Annotated in this window: 15 protein-coding genes; 9 read left to right on the top strand and 6 right to left on the bottom strand. The window is 71.3% G+C overall.

What is annotated here, in order from left to right; all coding sequences use genetic code 11:
• The first annotated feature begins 134 nt into the window (after positions 1-134).
• Positions 135-1,151, top strand: a complete 1,017-nt coding sequence (locus EKH77_RS02725) for an NAD-dependent epimerase/dehydratase family protein (protein WP_126912836.1) — start codon at positions 135-137, stop codon at positions 1,149-1,151.
• A gap of 2 nt (positions 1,152-1,153) precedes the next feature.
• Here the strand turns inward: EKH77_RS02725 and EKH77_RS02720 are convergent, their stop codons facing one another.
• Positions 1,154-2,524, bottom strand: a complete 1,371-nt coding sequence (locus EKH77_RS02720; RefSeq protein ID WP_164737714.1) for a hypothetical protein — start codon at positions 2,522-2,524, stop codon at positions 1,154-1,156.
• 518 nt (positions 2,525-3,042) lie between these two features.
• Between EKH77_RS02720 and EKH77_RS02710 the strand changes: the two genes are divergently transcribed.
• The 6 genes from EKH77_RS02710 to EKH77_RS02685 all read left to right on the top strand — a co-directional run bounded on the left by EKH77_RS02710 (position 3,043) and on the right by EKH77_RS02685 (position 8,162).
• On the top strand, positions 3,043-3,273 hold the full coding sequence (locus EKH77_RS02710; RefSeq protein WP_126912833.1) for a hypothetical protein: 231 nt from the start codon (positions 3,043-3,045) through the stop codon (positions 3,271-3,273).
• Positions 3,274-4,067: 794 nt separating this feature from the next.
• Positions 4,068-4,229: a hypothetical protein gene (locus tag EKH77_RS32875; protein WP_164737712.1), complete on the top strand. Its 162-nt coding sequence runs from the start codon at positions 4,068-4,070 to the stop codon at positions 4,227-4,229.
• A 73-nt stretch (positions 4,230-4,302) separates the two neighbouring features.
• Positions 4,303-5,871 (top strand): asparagine synthase-related protein, encoded by a 1,569-nt coding sequence (locus EKH77_RS02700; RefSeq protein WP_126912831.1) that lies wholly within the window; start codon positions 4,303-4,305, stop codon positions 5,869-5,871.
• A gap of 20 nt (positions 5,872-5,891) precedes the next feature.
• Complete coding sequence (locus EKH77_RS02695) at positions 5,892-6,419, top strand: GNAT family N-acetyltransferase (protein ID WP_126912830.1); 528 nt, start codon at positions 5,892-5,894, stop codon at positions 6,417-6,419.
• 131 nt (positions 6,420-6,550) lie between these two features.
• A complete protein-coding gene (locus EKH77_RS02690) occupies positions 6,551-6,898 on the top strand; it encodes an NADPH-dependent F420 reductase (protein WP_240667189.1) in 348 nt (115 codons plus the stop codon).
• A gap of 211 nt (positions 6,899-7,109) precedes the next feature.
• On the top strand, positions 7,110-8,162 hold the full coding sequence (locus EKH77_RS02685) for a helix-turn-helix transcriptional regulator (protein ID WP_206279797.1): 1,053 nt from the start codon (positions 7,110-7,112) through the stop codon (positions 8,160-8,162).
• A gap of 35 nt (positions 8,163-8,197) precedes the next feature.
• Here EKH77_RS02685 and EKH77_RS02680 read toward each other — a convergent pair whose 3' ends face one another.
• The 5 genes from EKH77_RS02680 to EKH77_RS02660 are packed head-to-tail and all read right to left on the bottom strand — an operon-like array spanning position 8,198 to position 13,539.
• Positions 8,198-9,430: a beta-ketoacyl-[acyl-carrier-protein] synthase family protein gene (locus tag EKH77_RS02680; RefSeq protein WP_126912829.1), complete on the bottom strand. Its 1,233-nt coding sequence runs from the start codon at positions 9,428-9,430 to the stop codon at positions 8,198-8,200.
• Positions 9,427-9,681: a phosphopantetheine-binding protein gene (locus tag EKH77_RS02675; RefSeq protein ID WP_126912828.1), complete on the bottom strand. Its 255-nt coding sequence runs from the start codon at positions 9,679-9,681 to the stop codon at positions 9,427-9,429. Before EKH77_RS02675 ends, EKH77_RS02680 begins: the two co-directional genes overlap by 4 nt.
• Positions 9,682-9,722: 41 nt before the next feature.
• Positions 9,723-10,823, bottom strand: coding sequence for a 3-oxoacyl-ACP synthase III family protein (locus EKH77_RS02670; protein WP_126912827.1), 1,101 nt, complete (start codon positions 10,821-10,823; stop codon positions 9,723-9,725).
• Positions 10,820-11,404, bottom strand: coding sequence for a hypothetical protein (locus EKH77_RS02665; RefSeq protein WP_126912826.1), 585 nt, complete (start codon positions 11,402-11,404; stop codon positions 10,820-10,822). The genes EKH77_RS02670 and EKH77_RS02665 overlap by 4 nt, the downstream gene beginning before the upstream one ends.
• Entirely contained in the window at positions 11,401-13,539 is a 2,139-nt protein-coding gene (locus tag EKH77_RS02660; protein ID WP_164737711.1) for an MMPL family transporter, read from the bottom strand. The genes EKH77_RS02665 and EKH77_RS02660 overlap by 4 nt, the downstream gene beginning before the upstream one ends.
• Before the next feature lie 91 nt (positions 13,540-13,630).
• Here EKH77_RS02660 and EKH77_RS02655 point away from each other — a divergent pair, with 91 nt between their 5' ends.
• Both EKH77_RS02655 and EKH77_RS32870 read left to right on the top strand, forming a co-directional pair.
• Positions 13,631-14,941 carry a wax ester/triacylglycerol synthase domain-containing protein gene (locus EKH77_RS02655; protein ID WP_164737710.1) on the top strand — a complete coding sequence of 437 codons (1,311 nt, stop codon included), beginning with the start codon at positions 13,631-13,633 and terminating at the stop codon, positions 14,939-14,941.
• Positions 14,938-15,774 (top strand): SDR family oxidoreductase, encoded by an 837-nt coding sequence (locus EKH77_RS32870; RefSeq protein ID WP_164737709.1) that lies wholly within the window; start codon positions 14,938-14,940, stop codon positions 15,772-15,774. Before EKH77_RS02655 ends, EKH77_RS32870 begins: the two co-directional genes overlap by 4 nt.
• Positions 15,775-15,780 lie beyond the last annotated feature (6 nt).

The raw sequence follows: 15,780 nt of genomic DNA, 5'->3' as shown, positions 1-15,780 counted from the left end.
GAGGCGCGCGGAGAGCCAGTGGGTGAGCAGCGGCCCGGCTGTCGACCACGCATCGGTGGAATAGGGGCGCACCCATGAGCTGATGCGCCCCCAACGGTGGTGCGAGGCTCACTCAAGCGGGCAGGATCTTCGGCATGGACGTTCTGATCATGGGTGGGTCGCACTTCCTCGGGCGCCGTATCGCGGAGGAGGGCCTACGAAGAGGTTGGCAGGTGTCGGTCTTCAACCGGGGGCGCACTGGCACCAACCCCGAAGGCGTCACCGCGCTGAAGGGGGACAGGACGAGTGAGGAGGACCTTAAGAGGCTCGCTGCGCGGGGCCGATGGGACGCAGTAGTCGACACGTCCGGAATGTCGGCTGACACCGTTGAGGCCGCTACGCGGGCTCTGGGGCCTGTGGCAGGCCGGTACGTCTATCTGTCTACGGTTTCCGTTTACGCAGGGTGGCCGTTGCTGCCGCTCTTCGAGGGCATGCCAACCCTGGCGGAGGCCGAGCCGGTGGAAGGGATGCCGACGGACGTCAATGTGCCTTACGGCCAGGACAAGGCACAGTGCGAGGAGGCCGCGAGAGTCAATGCCAGGGAAGCCCTGACGATTCTGCGGCCCGGTGTGATTCTCGGGCCTCACGAGTATGTGGGGCGGCTGCCGTGGTGGCTGCGTCGCATCGCCAAGGGCGGCGTGGTGCTTGCCCCTGGGCGACCGGAGCAGCCAATCCAACCCGTGGATGTTCGAGACATTGCGAAGTTCGCCTGCGACCAGGCCGGACAGGCCGACGGCAACGCGGTCTTCAACGCCGTCGCACCCATCGGGCACTCGACCATGGGCGACTTCCTGGCCGCTTGCATCGAAGCCACCGGCCGTTCCGATGTCGAACTGGAGTGGGTGGACGGCGACTTCCTTCTGTCGCGTGGGGCGAAGCAGTGGACGGAGATTCCGCTCTGGCGGACCTACCCCGGAACGTGGCAGGTTTCGGGAAGGCGGGCCCAGGACGCGGGCCTCGTGTGTCGGTCTTTGACTGAGACAGTTGCCGACACCTGGGAGTGGCTATCCGCTGGAAACAACGCCGTGGAGCATGAACGGGCGGCTGCCATTGGCCTTGATGCCGCGAAGGAAGCGGCGCTCCTGGCGGAATGGCGAGCCACCCGCGGGTGAAGCTAGGTGAGCGCTCGGGGAGCTGGCGGAAGCAGCAGCAACCTGGCTGAGTTCAGGCTGAACTCTTCGATGCGCTCACCCAGTTCGGTAGCGATGCGGGCTTGCCGGAACGGTGCGGACAGCAGTTGGGAGCGGACCCCAGCCATCCGCAACATGAGGCCGTCGACGCGTTGCTCAGGATCGAGGTTGAACACTGCTTCCAGGGCAGAGGTCGCTGCCTCAAGGTCCTGGTTCAGTAGTTGGGCGAGTGCCAGGTCGGCAGCGGCTTCGGCACCGACCTTCGTGGACCGTTGATGCGCGGGCATTCCTTGCAGCAGCGTGATCGCCTTCGTGGAGGCGGCCACAGCGTGACGACCGTCGCCCAGGAGCACCCACGACGTACCAGCCGACATAGCTGCTCGCTCCGGGGGGAACGAGAATTCTCCGCCGACGTCGTCGTGCAGCTCGTCGCGAAGATCCCGGTTCACTTCCTCTGCCTCGTGCAGCTCGCGTTCGACGGAGCGGGCATCGCCGAGGTACGCATACGCGCGGGCGGCGATGCTATGGAGTCGAGCCTGGCCTGTTCCGGAGGTCGCTATCTCCTGAGCGGCCCTGACGTGCCCGACGGCTTCTGCCGGCCTGTTTCCCCAGTAAGCCAGGAGACCCAGGTTGCCACTGCTCCAGGCCATGAGGGGGTGGTGGTCGATCGGTCGGGCATAGCCGAGCGCGGCGTACGTCAGCGTGCGTGCCGCCTCTTGCGAGCCAAGGTCGAACGCAGCCGAGGCCATCAGGGCGCACGCTTGGCCCGCGATGACGTACAGGGCGGTCTCCTGGTCCGGCCGGTGCGTGAGCGGCATGTGCCGTTCGACCTTCTCGCGAACGGCACGCGCGGCTCGGAACACATCGTCCGGCCGCTTCAGGTGGTACCTCTGCGCAAGGGTGAAGACCTCGTTGCGAAGGAGGTCAAGGGTCGCGGGGGAAAGCGCTTGGGAAGCGGCGTCGCCGGCGTGAGAGGCGGCGTCGTGTGCTGACATGAGGAGCTCGTCTTCCGTGATGGTCGGCGGTGCCGGTGCCGTGCAAATGATTTGCGGGGAAGGCTCGGTCGGCGGTGCCAGGGCAAGGAGTTCGCTGGCTGAGCGGTTGAACATATGGCGCAGGATCCGGCAGGCCACGGGGTAGGGGGCTTCCTTGACATCCCCAGCGAGCCACCGGGCGTACTGTCGCTGGCTCAACGTGGCCTGTCGGATTTCGGGGTCGTTGTCCTGAGTGCTCAACTCGCGCGCCGCACGTTCGTACTTCGGGCGGAACGCGGCGTACGGCTCGATGCCGCGTGCACGCGCCAAGCGCCTCAACAGGGTCTCGGGAGCGCTGTCCACCCCGGTCTCTCCAATCATCGAGTGAGCCCACCTACTGACCGGGATACCACCAGGGAGCCGGAAACGGGCCTCGCGCTGTGAAGACGGCGGCAAGAAGGCGTCGCCATGGCATGTGACCCCCACGGGGTCATCCGTAGGTGGTGGAGATGACAAGTCCGCGGCATCGAGATGTCAGCCGAGAGCCCCAACGCTTGAGCGCACACACCAACCGCCGAACACGAGGGGGTTGCGGTGAGACCTGAGGACTCACGGCAGAGGACTTACGAACGGCACGACGTCGTGCGCGACACCCGTGACCAACGGGTAGGGGTCGTCATGGACCGATGCGGCCCGTGCTACCAGTTGCGCCCGCTCGGTGGCGGGAAGGAGTGGGAAGCTGCTCCGGCCGACATCGAGCCGGCCCCGGCGTCTGTTCAGCTCAGCGCACGACTGGCGGAGGCGAATCGGGCCAGTCGGGACGGGGGCGGCCGCCGGTGACTCCTCGGCTGCGTCTGACCTTCGCCAAGTGGACCTTGAGGCTGCTCACGGGTGAAGGCGTGCCCGACGCCATCTATTCGATGGAGTGCATGACCTGTGGCGCGGTGTCGGAGGTCACCGACAACGACGCGGGTCCGGGTCAGTACTGGTCCCTGAGTCACGCCGGCCGCAATTCCGACTGCCGGGTCTTCAAACTGCACACCGAGACGTACTGGCAGACCGAACCCGCGTGCGGTAATCCGCACGCCAACGTGAAGCGGCGGGAGCCGTGGTCCGAGGCGCGACGGTGAGCCGCCCGACGTACCGGTTCTGGTGCGAGCTGCACGGTATTGCGCGGGACGGTTCCGGGCTTCTCCCGTTGGCGGGAGAGCCGACGAAAACGCCCCGCCTGGCCGTCCGCTGGTTACGGTGGCACGCCCTGTACGCGGCCAGCCGGCTCGACCCCGCCCCGGTCGACCCGCAGCACCTCGGGCTCCTCCGGGCCGGTTACCCGGTGGGGCGGCCGGACCCGACCCAGATCCTGCGGGCGTGGGCGTCCGATCAACAGGCTCACGAACAGGCCATGACCGAGTTGTGTAACGGGGAGCCGTACGCCCTGGTCGTTGCCCCGTTCGCCTTCTTGACGGCCGCGCCGCTGTACCCCCGGGCTGCCGTGCTGCCCCGCCCCCGGTCGGTAGCGGCGCTGTGACTACCGACTCCCCGCGCCCGCCGGAAGACCCCGAGGACTTCCCCTCTCCCTCGAGGAGACCGGCCGGCGCGGGACTCAGGCGAGGAGCGGTGCGGTGCACCCACCCTCCGCAGGAACGCACCGCCGAGGACGGCGTCATGCGCTGCCGCTGCGGCGCCAGGACCTTCACGGACTACCGGGAACTCGCCGGCGCTGCCCTCGGCGTCGCTGACCGCCGTCCCGAACCGCCGACCGGCCGGACGAGCACCACTACCGGCACCCTCGTGATCCACGAGGGAGTGCCTCTTCGACCCCCGCCCCGGCTGTTGGTTGAGGTCCATTCCGCCGGGGCGGGTCCGCAAGAGCACCGCCACGCGGGGACGGTCCCCGCGTCGGGAGAGCACCAGGAGTGACATCGTGAACGAGTTCACACCACCGCTCAGGCGCGCACGCAGCTTCGAGAGGCTGTTCACCACCAAGGCGCACCGCCGGGTCCAGACGCCGGCGGAGACGCACGAGTACAAGAAGACCTCGGGCTCCTCCGACGGCGCGAAGACGTACGACACGACCGCCACCTGATCCACAGATCTTCTCCACCCGCCCGAGGGGCCGGCTCGCCGTGCCCCTCGGGCTCTCGAAGGGAGAGCACGCCTTGATCAAGTTGCGCCTCACCCCGTACGCAAGCACTACATGGGCCTGGGACGGCCGCCGGTTCGCCACAGCCGACGGCACGAGCGAGGCCGAACCGTTCGAGCACCCGATGGTGGAACAGACCGCCGTCACCGATGGCACCCGCACGCTAATCGTCGTACGCGAACGGGTCGCCGGCCGGCCGCTCGCCCAGCCCGGCCCCGCCACCGTCACCCCCGGGGACTTCGACAAAGCGGCCGAGCTGGCCCAGCAGTGGCCCGCCGACTACGTCCTGGTGGAAACGGCCCCGGGCCTCCCGTGCCGGGTGACGGCCGGCCCCGGTGGAATCGCACCGCTCTACGTCGCCTACGACACCTCCAGCCTGTACGGCTCCTGGGACATGGCCGACCTCGCCGATCATGCCGCCGGCCTGTCGCCCCGGGAGGTCGCGCGCCTGCTGATCTACCGGCCGCGCTACAGCACTGAAACCGTCTTCCGCGGCATCTACCGCGTCACTGAACGCACGACCGCCCTCTACGGCGGCCATCTGCACCTGCACTACCCCGAACCCGTCCTGCACAGCGGCCCCCGTGAACTCGCCCCTGACGCCGATGTCCTCGCGGCCTTCGTCGCCGCCATGGACAACGCCCTGGACCTGCGCCCGCTGGCCGAGGTCGACACCGTGCTCCATCTGACGGGCGGTTTCGACTCCGGGACCGTCGGAACCCGTCTCGCCGAACGCCATCCCGGCCGCTTCCCGACCGCCGCTCTTCTCATCGCCGGCCCGGGACGCGCCCACCAGATCCGCCGCCGAACCGAGATCCTGAAGACGCTCCCCTTCGCCGAGCCGGACCACCTGGTCGACGCGATGGAACACGCCCCGCTCAACCCGGAGTGCGCGCGAGTGCGGGGCGAGCGCATCAGCCCGTACGAGGAACCGTTGCATCGCCCCTTCACCCGCCTGACCGAGACCCTGGCCGAGCACGGGGCCCGCGTCGTCGTCACCGGCCTCGGTGGTGACGAGATGGTGGCCCTGTCCCAGGACGAGTACCCGCACAAGTCGACGGGCGAGATCAGCGACGCCCTGCCATGGATCGGGCCGCGAGCACGGGCGGCCCTGGAGTACGCGGACGACAACATCGCCCCGCCGGCCGCCACCAACAGCATGACGCTGCTGTCCCTGGAGACCACTGCTCCCGTCCTCATGCGAGCCGGCATCTGGCCCGTGCACCCCTTCGCCGACCCCGGCATGGTCCAGCTCGGCGAGTGGCTGCCGATGCACTGGCGCGAACTCAAACAGCTCCAGCGCCGCCGACTCGCCGCCCTGGGGCTGAGCACGGACGTCACCGAATCCCGCGAGCGCGAATCCTTCGCCGAAGTCGTCCAGCACACCCTCACCACCCACGCCCGCCCCCTGTTCGCCCGCATGCTCCACGACGGCTCACCCCTCTTCGAGGAACAGGTGGTGGACCCGGACGGCCTCCGGCAGGCCGTCCGCCGCCTGTCCGAAGGGCCGTACCGCGAAGACGGCGACGCCCAGCTCCTCGAAGTGCTCGACCTCCACTTCGCCGCCCAAGCCTTCCTCTCATGACCCCACGCAAAAGGAGAGACATGTTCGCCATGCGTCCGGCCACGGCCGACGACATCCCCGCCGTCGAAACCATGATCCTCGCCCGCTCGGCCTGGCTGGAGGAACGCGGACTACCGAGCTGGCGGGAGAACGCCACCGACCTCGCCGGACAGGCGGAGAACCCCGACGGCGACGTATGGGTCCTCACCGGCGACGACGCCGAACGGATCATCGGCTTCATCACCGTGCAGGACCAGACCCCGCCGTGGGGCTGGACGGACGAGGAACTGGCCGAGCCAGCGCACTACCTGTACTCGTCGGTCACCGACCCCGCGTACCGCCGACACAAGCCTGGAACCGCCATGGCCCTGTGGGCCGTGGACCGCGCCGCCGCCATGGGTAGGACCTGGGTCCGACGCGGCTGCAACTTCCCCAAGCTGGTCGCCTACAACGAGAGGCAAGGGTTCACGCTGAAGCATGAGGTGCGGCGCACTCACACGACGGTCTACCTGCTAGGCCGGCCAGCCGAGCGCATCCCGGATCTACATGAACGGTTCGCAGCCCTGTAAGCCGATAACCGCCCCTGGGGCGGGCCCGGGAGGGCAGAGAGCCGGGCCCCGTCCGGAACGCCGGGCGGGGCTCTCGCCGTCTGACCTGCGGTTATCCTAGAACTCAGAGTGTTCTTTCGCCCTGGGGGATCATGCCGAAGCTGGAGCCGGTCGACACCGACAGCCTCGGCGAGCGCATCCAGCGCGCCCTGCCCGACACCAAGGTCGTCAAGTCGTTCGTCACCCAGGAGCAGACCACCGTCGTCGACCCGAAGGCCGTCGGCGACGGTGATCACACCATGTTCGTCGCGGGCGACGACGCGGACGCCAAGCGGCAGGCCACGGAGTTGCTCAAGGCCTACGGCTGGACCGACGTCCTCGACCTCGGCCCCCTCGTCTGCGCCCGTGGCATGGAGATGTACGCCCACATGCACTCCGCCATCGCCTTCGGCCTCGGCCAGCAGTTCGGCGGCCACTTCGGCATCAAGGTGGTCCGCTGACCACGGCCACGACGAGGCGGCGCGAAGGCGGCGGTGGCGATGTCGTCGCGCCGCCCCCGATCGCGATCCGCGCCCCGAACCCGTTGCTGGGCGGGAAGCTCACGGTCCGCTCAGCGGACCGGCGGCTTCCCGCCCTCTCCGCGCCCCGACATGCTGAAGGCCGGAGGAAGACGTCGGTTGGCGGTAACCGGTGCGCGGAGATGTGTCCCAGGTGGCACGCCGCCTGGAAGCGGCGGTGGGGGAGCGGTTCGTCCGCGACGAACTGGCCGAGCTGGTCTCGCGGGCGATCGGCCCCTGCGTGGCGCATGACGGGCTGCGGCTGTTCGGGATGAACCCGGTCACCGGAGCCGTCTCGTTCGGGTTCCTGCACACGTTCAGCCCCGGGCTCGTCCGGGACCAGTTGTACGAGTCCTATCTGGGCGACGACCCCTTCAGCCCCGTCGACGTCGCCCGGCTGCCGGCGCCCGTGGGCCTGATCGGCGGCGACGAGCGCGCTGATCAGGCGCCTCCACCGAGGTCGCCCGGGCGCCGCCGCGCCCTGGAGGTCCTGACGGCGCACGGCGCCGGCTGCGAGCTGCGGTTGCTGCTCCGGGACGGCCGGGGCCTGTGGGGCCTGCTGTCCCTGCTGAGGTCGGAGGGCGGCAGGGCCTTCGGCCCCGACGACGCCGAGCGGCTCGCCCGGATCTCCTCACCACTGATCACCTTGCTGCGCCGGTACGCCACCGCCGGTGAACCCCGTACCGCCCGGCCCTATCTGCCGGCCGGAGTCGTCATCGTCGGCGCCGACAACGAGGTGCGTTCCCTCACCCCCGAGGCGCGGGCGTGGCTGGGGGAGATCGACCCGGCACACGGCATGGCGCCCGAGTGGATGCCGATGGTGGCGATGCGTGAGATCACCCTCGCCGCGCGGCGCCACCTGATCGATCCGAGCGCGCCGGCCCCGGTCGCCTGCAGCCCCGCCGCGTTTCTCGGCCGCAGGGTCGCCGTGCACGCGCAGCCACTCGACGCGGACGGCACCGGCGATGTCGCGGTGATCCTCCAGGAGGCCACCGGGGACCTGCTGCTGCCCGTGTTCTCGGCCTGGCACGGCCTCACCGCCCGCGAACGCCAGATCGTCCAGCACCTGCATTCCGGCGCGGCGCCCAAGCAGATCGCCCGCAGCCTGAGTGTGTCCCCGCACACCGTCAACACGCATGTGAAGACGGTGTTCCGCAAGACCGGGGTGAGCGGCCGGGACGAACTGCTCGCCACACTCGGAGCGTGACGTGCGGGGCGTGACGCTCCGAGTGCGACGGGCGCTCAGGTGGCCGTGAGCACCAGGACGACGTTGTGGCCGCCGAAGCCGAAGGAGTGGCTGACGGCCGCGCGGACGTCCTGACGACGTGGCTGCTTGGTCACACAGTCGATGTCGAACTCCGGTGCCGGAGCCGTGAGGTTGGCGATCGGCGGTACGAGGCGGTGCTGGATCGTCAGGACGGTCAGCGCCGCCTCGATCGCCCCGGCCGCGCCGAGAGTGTGGCCGAGGACGCCCTTGGACGCGGTGACGCTGGGCCGGTGCGGCAGGACCCGGGCGATCAACGCGGCCTCCGTGGCGTCGTTGAGCGGGGTGGACGTGCCGTGCGCGTTCACGTGGTCGATCTCGCACGACGCGAGCCCGGCCTCGCGGAGCGCGGTGCGCAGGGCGGCCTCCGCGCCGGGGGCTCCCTCCGGCGGCGCGGTGGGGTGGTGGGCGTCCGAGGTGCTGCCGCAGCCGGTGAGCAGGGCACGGGGACGGGCGCCGCGCGCGACGGCGTCCTCGGCGCGCTCCAGGACGAGGACGCCGGCGCCCTCGGCCATCACGAAGCCGTCCCGGTCGGGCGCGAACGGACGGGACGCCTCGGCGGCCGCGTCGGTCCGGCCGGACAGGGCGCCCATGCTCCGGAAGCCGCTTGTCGACAGACGGCTGATGGCCGCCTCCACGCCCCCGGCCACCGCCACGTCGCACGCGCCCGAGGCCAGCAGGTCGCGTGCCACGGCGATGGCGGTGGCACCGGAGGCGCAGGCGGTCGCGGGGGCGAGGTTCGGCCCCCGGGCCTTCAGGTCGATGGAGACCTCGCCGGCGCCGAGGTTGGGGATGATCATGGGGATGGCGAGCGGCGAGACGGCGTCGGGGCCGCGCCGGCCCAGACGCCGGTACTGCTCCTCTACCTGCTCCAGGTTGCCCATCCCGCACCCCATCACGGTGGCGACGCGGGAACCGTCCCAGCCGGCCGGGTCCAGCCCCGCGTCCCGCACCGCCTCGCGGGCGGCCAGGACGGCGAGCTTCGCCGGCCTGCCCATGCGCCAGGACATCCGCCCGACGCGCCGGTCGACGTCGTCTTCGCCCAGGGGCACGCGGCAGGAGAAGTCCACGGGGAGGCCGTCGAGCAGCGGGTCGCGGGCCGCCGTGCCACGGCCCTCGAGGACGCCCTTCCACGTGGCCTCGACACCGTCTCCGGCCGGGGTGACCAGGCCGAGGCCGGTGACGGCGACCGGTGGTCCCGGCGGGTTCACGGGGCTCCCACCGCCTCCCCGCGCCGCAGGGCGTCCAGGTGGTCGGTGATCTCGGCGAGCGTGGTGAAGCGGGTGGCGTGCTCGCTGTCGAGCTTCACCCCGATCCGCTCCTCGAGGAGGAGGGCGAACTCGGCGAGCGCGAGGGAGTCCAACTGGAGCTGCTCCAGCGTGACCTGGGGCCCGATCTCGTGGTCCGGCACCCGGAAGGTCATGGTCAGGATGGAGTGGATGACGGCGTAGGTGTCGGTCATGGTGTGTTTCCTTTCGGTTCGGTCGTGGACGGTTCCGCGGGTCAGGGCACGAGGGAGGTGGTGTGCTCCCGCGTCCGCTGGGCCGGTGGCTTCGGCGTTCCGGAGGGGTGCCATGCCATGAGGAGCATTCCGAAGGAGGCGCCGCTGGCCAGCCCGAACAGGGCCACCAGGTCGCCGGGGCGCAGCAAGCCGCGCCGCTCCGCCTCGGCGAGTTGCAGCGGCAGGGTCGCGGTGGCGACGTTGCCGTAGCACGGGAAGGTGGAGACGGCTCTCTCGGCGGGAACGCCGAGGGCTTCGAGGATGGCGTGGGTGAAGGGGACCGACGCCTGGTGGACGCAGCAGAGGTGGATGTCGCCCGTCGTACGGCCGAGGGCGTGCAGCGCGTCGAACGCCGCCCCTTCCATGCCGGTGAAGGAGGCGGCCAGGGCGTGGGAGTCGAAACGTGCGGACTGCGAGCCGAACCGGGGAGTGAAGTACGGGTTGGTGACGGTCGCGGCCCGCCAGCCGGCGGAGTTGGCGTGGAAGGTCGCTCCGAGCACTCCGGGGTGGTCGCTCGCCTCCAGGAGGAGGGCGGCGCCCAGGTCGCCGAGGGTGTACGCGGGGAGGAGCGCGGCGAGTTCGTCCTGGTGCCGCGCCGGGAGCCGGGACAGGGCGCTGCCGAGCTCCCCGGTGGTGATGAGTACGCGGTCGTAGCGGCCCGTCCGGATCAGCGCGTCGGCGACCTCGACGGCGTTGAGGACGCCGTTGCAGGCGTTCTGGACGTCGAAGACCGGCGCGGTGACGCCCAGTTTGTGGGCGACGATGTGGGCCGTGGCCGGTTCCTCCATGTCCTCGCTCGCGGAGGCGAAGATCAGCAGGTCGACGGCGTCGGGACCGAGGCCCGCCCGGTCCAGGGCGCGGCGCCCGGCCGCGGCGGCCAGGTCGGAGGGCCAGGTGCCGGCGGGTGCCACGCGGCGCTCCTCGAAGCCGTACATCTGCCGCAGCAGCCCGGGGAGGAGCCGGATGCCCGGGTTGCGGGCACGGATGTCGTCCTCGATCTCCTCGCCGGTCTGGCGGCCGGCCGGCGCGTGGACGGCGACCTGGGCGATCGTGCTGTGGCGGGGAAGGCCGGGGGATGGCGGGACGGTGCCGTCGTGGCTCATCGCAGGAACCTGAGCCTGCCCGTGCCGTACACCGTGCGCAGGCCCAGGCCGGCGCACTGGCTCACGTCACTGGTGGGGGTGGCCTTGCCCGCTAGGTACGCGCCGGTGAGCGGCCCGCTGGTGACGACGCCGCCGAGGAAGGCGTCGCCGGGGTTGTGGCCGTTCACCGTGTCCCGGAGGGGCCGGAAGTGGGAGACGCCCGCGTGGCGACCCGCGCTGTCGTACCAGACGATCCTGCCGGAACCGGTGATCCGCGAGGCACCGGTGCAACTGGCCAGGGCGTTGCCCTGGACCATCGCCATCCCGCCGCGCAGGTTCCGTTCGGAGCCGTCCGGCGAGGTGCAGTGGGTCACGCGGAAGGTGCCGGTGACCCGGATGGTCCGGGGCTGGAGGGTGAGTTCGGGGGAGAACGTGATCGGCCGTTCGGTGGCCGTCGCGACGCGGCAGCGCAGCACGGTGCGCAGGTCGGTGGGGGCGGCGGGGGCGGCGGTCGCGTGGGCCGGGGCGGTGGCGAGGGCCGTCGACGCGAGCAGCGCCGCGACGGCGGTCCTGAGCGGGCGGAGGAGGCGTGGCGGGGTCACAAGGGGTCTCCTTGGGGGTGGGCGGGCGAGGTGGCCACCGGCACGGGCGGGGCCGGTCGTTGCGGGGGCAGCGCGGCGGCGGGGAACGGGGGCAGCAGCCGGCGCAGCGGTCGTGGCAGCCACCAGTTGCGATGGCCGAGCAACCGCATGAGTGCCGGTACGACCACCAGGCGGATCAGGGTGACGTCCAGGAGCACGGCGGTGGCGACGAGGAAGCCGGTCTGGCGGAAGTCCTGGCGGTGGGTGGCCATGAGCCCGGCGAAGACGACGGCCATGGTGGCCGCCGCGAGCGTGATGGGACGGGCGGTCTCGCTCAGCCCGCGCGCCACGGCCCGGCGGCAGTCGCCGTCCGCGCGGTAGTGGGCGGTGATGTGGTGGACGAGGAAGACCTCGTAGTCCAGGGACAGCCCGAAGACGATCGTCAGGGCCAGCAGCGGCACCGCGAGATTGACCGTTCCCGCCGTGTTCCGGGTGATCCAGGCGAGCAGCCCGAAGGCGGCCGCCGTCGACAGGGCGTTCATGGCCAGGGCCTTGACCGGGACCAGCAGGCTGCGGAAGGCCACCAGCATCACCAGCAGCGAACCCGCGAGGGCGAGCGCGCCGACCTGCCACAGGGCGGAGCGCAGCGCGCCGACGAAGTCGGCCAGGGTGGGGGCGGGACCGCCGGTGTACACCGGTTGGCCCGGCGGCAGGGTGCGGGCGGCGAGTGAGCGGATGTCATGGACGAGTCGGCGGGCCCCGGGGCTGTCCACGGGGAGGCGGTCGGTGACGGTGACGACCGTCAGGTCGTTTCCGTTGTCCACGGCCCCGACGGTGGTGACGCGTGGGTCGTCGTGCAGCGCGTCGACCAGGGTGGTGGTGTCCACGGGGTCCGTTCCGGCGCGGTGGGGGAGGGCGAGCAGGGTGATGTCGGCCAGCCCGTCCCGTTCCAGCCGGGCCAGACCGGCTCCCGCCGCGCTGTGGGCGATCGCCGCGCGGTCCACCCGCAGCCCGAGCCGCAGGTCGCCCGCGGGCACGGCGGCGAGCGCGAGGACGGCGACGGCGCCGAGGAGATACGGCCAGGGGCGGCGCATCATGTGCTCGGCCCACCGCTCCCAGCGTCCCCGCTGGGGCCGCCCGCGCCGGACCCGGCCCCACTCCTGCAGCCGGTCCAGGCGGGGCAGGACGGCGGGCAGGGCCGTGGTCGCCACGGCCGCGGTGACCACGGTGGAGAGACCGGTGGCCAGCGCCATCGTGCGCACGAAGCCCAGCGGCACGGTCAGCAGGGCCGCGCTGGTGACGAGCACCGCCGCCGCGCACCACAGCACCGCCCGCCCCGCCGTCGCCCGCGCGCGGTCGGCGGCCGCGCGCGGGACGAGCCCATGGTCGCGGTGACGGCGGTAGTGGAGCAGGACCAGAAGGGTGTAGTCGAGGCCGAGACCGAAGCCGACGGTGGTGGCGACGGTCAGCGCCATGCTGTCGACGGGCAGCAGGAAGGTGAGGGCGGCGAGCGACCCGGCGCTCACGAGGACTCCCAACCCGGCGGCCACCAACGGCACCAGGGCGGACCCCACCGAGCCCAGCCCCAGGACGAGCACCAGCAGGGCGGCCGGTACGGTCACGGCCTCCACGTACCGCAGGTCGCGCAGATCCGCGTCGCGCAGGGCGGTGAAGACGGGCGTCCCGCCGGTCAGCGCGACGGTGACCCGGCCGTCGGAAGCGCCGACGGTGGCGTGGTGGGCGGTGGCGCGCCATACGGGCAACAGCCGCTGCCGGGCGTCGGCGTCGCCCCGGGCCCCGAAGATCAGATAAGCGTGGTGGGGGCCGACGCGCGGGGTGTCCGGGACGGTGAGCACCTGCCCCACCCCGGGTGCGGCCGCCATGGCCCGGGCCGTTGCCGCCACGGCCCGGCGGTACGGGGCTTCGTCAGCGCGCAGGGTGGGGGAGTCGAAGGCGAGGACCAGCTGCTCGGTGCCGAGCCGCGGCATGCCACGTACGACGAGCGCGGCGGCGCGGGCGGAGGAACTCCCCGGCAACTCCGGTACGGTGCCGCGCAGATGACCGAGCCCGGCCGGGACGGCGAGCCCCGCGGCGAGCGCGAGAACGGCCCACACCAGTACGCACCACTGGCTCCCGCGGGCCCGTAGCCGTGCCACGGCATCCGCCTCCCTCACATCATCAAATAGCAATAAACAAGGGCACTGTGTCGCAAAAGGGAATAATGCGGTCAAGATGGAACATGGTTCCATGAGGACTGCTCAAGTCATCGTCAAGCGGCCCGGCATGTTCACACGTACGCGTCGAACGGCGGAGGGGACGGTGCCCTTCAGCGTCGGCGACAAGTCCGTCCATCTGCGGGACAGTCGCGACTGGAACGCGCTCGTCGCGTTGCGCAAACGCGGTGGCCCGCCCACGGCGGAGGACGTCCGCACCCAGCTGGCCGATGTGACCGACCGGATTCCCGCGCTCGGCCACCGCGTGGGCGGTCGCCGGTGGAACCGGTACTTCGAGCCCTGCGACGTGGACCTGCGCCACCACGTCGAAGAACTCCGCTTCCCGGCCGGCCGGACTCGCGAGCAGTGTATGAAGGAAGCGGTGGAACGGCCCTGGCCTCCCGGCCGCCCTCCGTGGAGCGTGCAGATCATCAGCGGCTACCGCGCCGACGAACACCTGCTGGCCTACCGCGTCTCCCACGTTCTTCAGGACGGCATCGCCATCGCGACGACGGGGAGAGCCCTCTTCTGCGGTGAGCGGTTGCCGTTCGTGCCTGCTCAGCCGTCCAAGGGCAAGCTGCCCGGCCGTGCCCTGCGCGTCGGCCTGCGCCTCACGCCACGCTTCTTCCTGCCCGGCGCCCGCTGGCTGCCGGCCGACGAACCCGACGCCTCCGAGGAATGGCAGCGGCACACAGCCGTCCTGGACCGTTCGGATTTCGACGAGATCGGCCGTCGCACCGGAGCCGGGACCGCGCAGATCTGCCTGGCCGTGCTCAGCGGGGCGCTACGGGCCTGGACACCGGGGCACTGGACCGGCGCCCTCGACCGTCGGCAGCGCCGGGGCCTGCCCGCGTACCTCGCCGTGAACCTGCGTGCCCCACGCGAGACGCATTGCCTGGGAAACCGGGTCGGGGGGCTGCCCCTGACCCTGCCCTGCGCCGAACCCTCGCCGGTACGACGTCTGCGACAGGTCGCCGAGCAGGCCGACTACCGGGACGTCAACGACTTCCGGAAGCTCCTCGCCACCCTGTACCGCGCCCCGAACCTGCTCGGCTGGCTCCTCGCCCATGTGGTGCTCGTCGGGGAGAGACCACGGCCCATCGTGACGATCATTCCCGCTGCCGACCCCGCCGAAGCCGGGGCCGACGAACTGCTCGCCGTACCGGCGAGGCTCCCCAAACAGACCGCGGGATTTCTCGTCACCGTAGGCCCCACGGAGATCACCGTGCATTGCGTTCTGCGGCCCTTCGTGGGCGATGCGGGCCGCCTGCCCGGCCTCATCGCGGTGTCCCTGGCCGAACTCCGCACAGCGCTCATCAACCGACCCGAGGAATCAGCCCTGTGAAGAAGACAGTCGTCATCACCGGAGCCACCAGCGGCATCGGCCGGGCCACCGCCCTGGACCTGGCCGCCCACGGCTTTCACGTCATCGCCACCGCCCGGACCACGGAGAAGGCCGGGAAACTCACCGCCGAGGCGGCCGAACGCGGCCACACCCTGCGCACGGTCCTCCTGGACGTCACCGACCCCCGCTCCTGCCAGGACGCCGTCGCCGAGATCGACGAACAGACCGACGGCGGTCCCTGGGCCCTGGTCAACAACGCGGGCATCGTGAATCCCGGCGCCTTCGAGGACGTGTCCGAGACGGACGCGCGCGCCGTGCTGGAGGTCAATCTGCTGGGCGTCGCCCGCATGACGCGCCTGGTCCTGCCCGGAATGCGGCAGCGAGGCGAGGGCCGCATCATCCAGATGAGCTCCGCCGGGGGACTGATCGCCGTTCCCTTCAACGGCTGGTACTCCGCCGGCAAGTTCGCGCTGGAGGCACTGACCGACACCCTGCGCAGGGAGCTCGCCGGAAGCGGAGTACGGGTCTCGCTCATCGAGCCGGGAACCGTCGACACACCGTTGGTCTCCGGAGCACTCGCGCGACTCGCTCCTCCGGACTCCCGGTACGAGGCGGCCTACGACCGCGCCCGCCGGATCGTCACCGCGCGGAAGCCGCCCGGCCCCGAGACCGTCGCCCGCGCCGTCCGCCGGGCTCTGACCGCCCGCGTGCCACGCCGCCGCTACGGCGTCGGTTACGAAGCGGCGATGGCCCGGGCCGCACGCCTGATTCCGCCCGCAGCCGTGGACTTCGCGATGTGCACCGCCCTGCGCCTGAACGGCCGTCGGCGCTAGATGACG

This window comes from Streptomyces luteoverticillatus (assembly GCF_003970715.1).
In the GTDB taxonomy this organism is placed as follows: Bacteria; Actinomycetota; Actinomycetes; order Streptomycetales; family Streptomycetaceae; genus Streptomyces; species Streptomyces abikoensis.
This window is presented reverse-complemented; position numbering and strand designations above follow the sequence as displayed.

Coding starts and splice junctions, on each gene's coding strand:
- EKH77_RS02670 (WP_126912827.1), bottom strand. CDS start 10,823: ATGAGCCACGACGGCACCGTCCCGCCATCCCCCGGCCTTCCCCGCCAC.
- EKH77_RS02655 (WP_164737710.1), top strand. CDS start 13,631: ATGAGGACTGCTCAAGTCATCGTCAAGCGGCCCGGCATGTTCACACGT.
- EKH77_RS02695 (WP_126912830.1), top strand. CDS start 5,892: ATGTTCGCCATGCGTCCGGCCACGGCCGACGACATCCCCGCCGTCGAA.
- EKH77_RS02725 (WP_126912836.1), top strand. CDS start 135: ATGGACGTTCTGATCATGGGTGGGTCGCACTTCCTCGGGCGCCGTATC.
- EKH77_RS02675 (WP_126912828.1), bottom strand. CDS start 9,681: ATGACCGACACCTACGCCGTCATCCACTCCATCCTGACCATGACCTTC.
- EKH77_RS02720 (WP_164737714.1), bottom strand. CDS start 2,524: ATGATTGGAGAGACCGGGGTGGACAGCGCTCCCGAGACCCTGTTGAGG.
- EKH77_RS02690 (WP_240667189.1), top strand. CDS start 6,551: ATGCCGAAGCTGGAGCCGGTCGACACCGACAGCCTCGGCGAGCGCATC.